This is a genomic window from Pseudomonas sp. JV245A, from assembly GCF_032424515.1.
Classification (GTDB): Bacteria; Pseudomonadota; Gammaproteobacteria; order Pseudomonadales; family Pseudomonadaceae; genus Aquipseudomonas; species Aquipseudomonas protegens.
Window position 1 is genome coordinate 1 of sequence record NZ_VYKE01000271.1, and the last position, 3,793, is coordinate 3,793.

A 3,793-nucleotide genomic window follows, 5' to 3' on the forward strand; every position below is an offset into this window, starting at 1 on the left:
GCACCCCGGCCAGGGCGGTGACGGTCCAGGGGTAGCACCAGCCGTTGCAGTGGAACATCGGCAGGGTCCACAGGTACACCGGGTGGTTGCCCATGGCCCAGGTCATCTGGTTGCCCAGGGCGTTGAGGTAGGCGCCGCGGTGGTGGTAGACCACGCCCTTGGGGTTGCCGGTGGTGCCCGAGGTGTAGTTCAGGGCGATGGCCTGCCACTCGTCATCGGGCCACTGCCAGGCAAACTCGGGATCGCCCTCGGCCAGGAACGCTTCGTAGTCCAGCTCGCTGACCGGCTGGCCCTCGCCGTACTCCGGGTCGTCGAGGTCGATCACCAGGGGCGGGTGATCGAGCATGGCCACGGCGGCGTGGATCACCTCATGGAACTCGCGGTCGGCGATCAGCACCTTGGCTTCGCCGTGGGCCAGCATGAAGGCGATGGCCTCGGCGTCCAGGCGCACATTGAGGGCATTGAGCACGGCGCCGATCATCGGCACGCCGAAGTGTGCTTCGAGCATTGCCGGGATGTTGGGCAGCATCACCGCCACCGTGTCGTTCTTGCCGATGCCGCGCCCGGCCAGGGCCGAGGCCAGGCGCCGGCAGCGGCTGTAGGTCTGGGCCCAGGTGCGACGGATCGAACCGTGGATCACCGCCGGGTAATCGGGGTAAACCGCAGCGGTACGCTCGATGAAGCTCAAGGGGGAGAGGGCGATATGGTTGACGGCAGTCGGCGCCAGGCCTTGCTCGTAGATGGACATGGTTCGGGTACCCGGTGGCTGATTATTAGCTCTATTGGCCGAGGCTTGGATGGCGCGTGCTGTGTACCTGGGGGCACTGACTGTAGGCGCCGGCTTGCCGGCGAGGCGATCTCAAGAACACCAGCGCCTGTAGGAGCCGGCTTGCCGGCGAAAGCGATCCCACGGGCCTCTTCGCTGGCAAGCCAGCTCCTACGTTCGGCGTTGCTTACAGGTACGCAGCACACCCAGCGAAAGCTCGGTGACTTATCCGGGGTCTTTTATATACTGTTTGTTGATTGATATGGAAGTACTACCTGAGTTGTATAGTAGTTATACTATAAAAAGAACCTACCCTTCCGGCCGCGAGACTGATCGACCATGCCCGACTCTACCCACCTGCGTCACTGGCTGCGCCTGCAGCGTGAAGGCCAGTTGCCGGACTCGCCCTGGCTCGGCCACGACCCGCAACCCAGCCTGCTGCTGGACGCCCAGGCGCAGCCGCTGGACCTCAACCCGGCACTGCGCCAGTGGCTGGACGATGCTGCCACTGGCGATCTCGCGGCCCTGCTGCCGGTCAACCACCCGGCCCTGGTACGGGCCTGCCTGGAGCAGCAGCGGGCCATCGAGCAGGTGGAAGCCCAGTGGGGCGAGCGCATCCTGCTCTGGAGCTTTATTCCCGATCCGCATCGCCAGCGGGTACTGGCGCGCTGCCAGGAAGCCACGGCCCAGGTCCGGGCCGAGCGCGAGTCGGCCAAGGCCCGGCGCCTGTACCGCCTGATCACCGAAAACACCACTGACCTGATTTCCCGGCACACCCCGGACGGCAGCTTCCTCGACGCCTCACCGGCCTCCTGGACCCTGCTCGGCTACTGGCCCGAGCAACTGCGCGGGCGTCTGGCCCGCAGCCTGTTCCACAGCCAGGACCTGGCCGGGCTGATGCAGCGCACCCGCGATGCCCTGGAGCAGGACGGCTACCACACCATGACCTACCGCATCCGCCATCGCGACGGCCACTACCTGTGGTTCGAAACCGCCTGCCGCGGCATTCGCGACACCTACACCGGCACCGTGGTGGAAGTGGTGGCGGTGTCCCGGGACATCACCGCCCGGGTCCAGGCCGAAGAGAACAAGCGGCGCCTGGCGGAAGTGGTAGAGGCCAACCCCGACCCGGTGCTGTTCATCCAGCCCGGCGGCGCGGTGACCTACCTCAACCCGGCGGCGCGGCGCACCCTGGGGCTCGGCGACGGGCAGGCAATGCCGCCACTGGCGGCCATCCTCAGCGCTGCGGTACTCGATAGCCTGCAACGTGAAGGCTGGGACCGCGCTGAACACAGCGGCCGCTGGAGCATCGAGGCGCGCCTGCAACCGCCGGCCGGCGGCGCCTCGGTGCCGGTCTCGCTGATGCTCCTGGCCCACCGCGCGGCCAGTGGCGAGCGTTTCTATTCCCTGGTGGCCCACGACCAGAGCGAGCGCGAACTGCGCGAAGCCCAGCAGCGCCATCACCAGGACGAACTGGCCCACACCGCGCGCCTGGTGACCTTGGGCGAACTGGCCTCGGGTATCGCCCACGAGATCAACCAGCCGCTGGCCGCAGTGGTCAACTACGCCAATGCCAGCCAGCGCTACTTGCAGGCCCTGGGCACTCAGCCAGAGGCCGCCCGCAAGGTGGCCCAGGGCCTGGAACGGATTGCCGAGCAGGCGACCCACGCCGCCGAAGTGATCAAGCGCCTGCGGGCCTTTTTGCGCAAGGGCGGGCGCCGGGTGCAGGCCCTGGACATCGCCGAAGTGGCCCGGGAAACCGTGCGCCTGTGTGCCTGGGAAGCCCAGGCCAGCCAGGTGACGATCGACTTGCAGCTGGCGGATAATCTGCCGCCGGTGTACGCCGACCGGGTGCTGCTGGAGCAGGTACTGCTGAACCTGCTGCGCAACGCCATCGAGGCCAACCGCGAAGTGCATGGGCAGCAGGGCTCGCACATTGTGCTGGCCGCCGAGGCGACGGCCGAAGGCGGGGTGCAGATCAGCGTCAGCGACCAGGGCCCCGGTGTCTGCGCCGAGCAACTGCCGCAGCTGTTCACCCCGTTCTACACCAGCAAGGCCAATGGCCTGGGGCTCGGGCTGTCCATGAGCCGCAGCATCGTCGAGGGCTTTGGCGGCGACTTGCAGGCCCAGCCCCAGGCCGTCGGCCTGCGCATGTGCTGCCGGCTGCCGGCCAGTGCCCCGGCCGACCCCTCGGCAACGTCCCAGGCAACTTCCCCCGCAACGACAGGAGCAAGGCAATGACGAGTGTGGCGCAGCAACTGGTGTATGTGGTCGACGACGACCCGGGCATGCTCGACTCCACCGTCTGGCTCCTGGAGTCGGTGGGGCTCAAGGCGCTGCCCTTCACCAGTGGCCGCGAGTTTCTCGAACACTGCGACCCGAGCCTGAACGCCTGCGTGCTGCTGGATGTGCGCATGCCCGGCATGGGCGGGCTGAACGTCCAGGAAGAGCTGCGCCAGCGCGATATCCGCCTGCCGCTGATCTTTGTCAGCGGCCACGCCGACGTGCCCATCGTGGTCCGCGCGTTCAAGGCCGGGGCGGTGGATTTCATTGAAAAGCCCTACAACGAACAGCTGTTGCTGGACAGCGTGCAGCAGGCCCTGAGCCGCGCCGACCGCCATCAGAACCAGAGTGCCGGGCAGGCCCGGGTGCAACGGTTGCTGGAAAGCCTGACGCCACGGGAGAAAGACGTGTTGCTGCCGCTGGTGCAGGGCTACACCAACCGGGAAATTGCCGAGCAACTGGGGGTCAGCATCAAGACCATCGACCTGTATCGCTCACGGGTGATGAAACGCATGCAGGCCGAACACCTGCCGGAACTGGTGGGCATGGCCATTGCCGCCGGGCTGGTAGACCCGCTGCACCTGCGCTGAGGCTCAGGCCACCGCGCTGCGCACGGGCATGCCGCCCAGCAGGCGCTCGATGGCGCCGCTCAGCAGGTTTTCCAACAGGGCTTCGCGTTCCCGCTCGGCCAGGGGTTGCTCGCTGAACCAACTGGGGGCGCTGTTGAGCAGGTTGGCCAAAGCA

3 protein-coding genes and 1 pseudogene are annotated in these 3,793 nt (G+C 67.2%); 2 read left to right on the forward strand and 2 right to left on the reverse strand.

Annotation, left to right across the window (positions count from 1 at the left end; all coding sequences use genetic code 11):
- Window positions 1-748, reverse strand: a 748-nt coding sequence (locus F6S12_RS30280) for an AMP-binding protein (protein WP_315869729.1), incomplete at its 3' end; no start/stop codon positions are given.
- A 357-nt stretch (window positions 749-1,105) separates the two neighbouring features.
- On the opposite strand from F6S12_RS30280, the gene F6S12_RS30285 reads away from it, so the two are divergent.
- Together F6S12_RS30285 and F6S12_RS30290 are read left to right on the forward strand one after the other, a co-directional pair.
- Window positions 1,106-3,007, forward strand: a complete 1,902-nt coding sequence (locus tag F6S12_RS30285) for a PAS domain S-box protein (protein WP_053157412.1) — start codon at window positions 1,106-1,108, stop codon at window positions 3,005-3,007.
- Window positions 3,004-3,639 carry a response regulator transcription factor gene (locus F6S12_RS30290; protein ID WP_015634952.1) on the forward strand — a complete coding sequence of 212 codons (636 nt, stop codon included), beginning with the start codon at window positions 3,004-3,006 and terminating at the stop codon, window positions 3,637-3,639. The genes F6S12_RS30285 and F6S12_RS30290 overlap by 4 nt, the downstream gene beginning before the upstream one ends.
- A 3-nt stretch (window positions 3,640-3,642) precedes the next feature.
- On the opposite strand, the pseudogene F6S12_RS30295 reads toward F6S12_RS30290, so the two are convergent.
- Window positions 3,643-3,793, reverse strand: a pseudogene (locus F6S12_RS30295) (TetR family transcriptional regulator); the annotation flags it as partial.

Coding starts and splice junctions, on each gene's coding strand:
- F6S12_RS30285 (WP_053157412.1), top strand. CDS start 1,106: ATGCCCGACTCTACCCACCTGCGTCACTGGCTGCGCCTGCAGCGTGAA.
- F6S12_RS30290 (WP_015634952.1), top strand. CDS start 3,004: ATGACGAGTGTGGCGCAGCAACTGGTGTATGTGGTCGACGACGACCCG.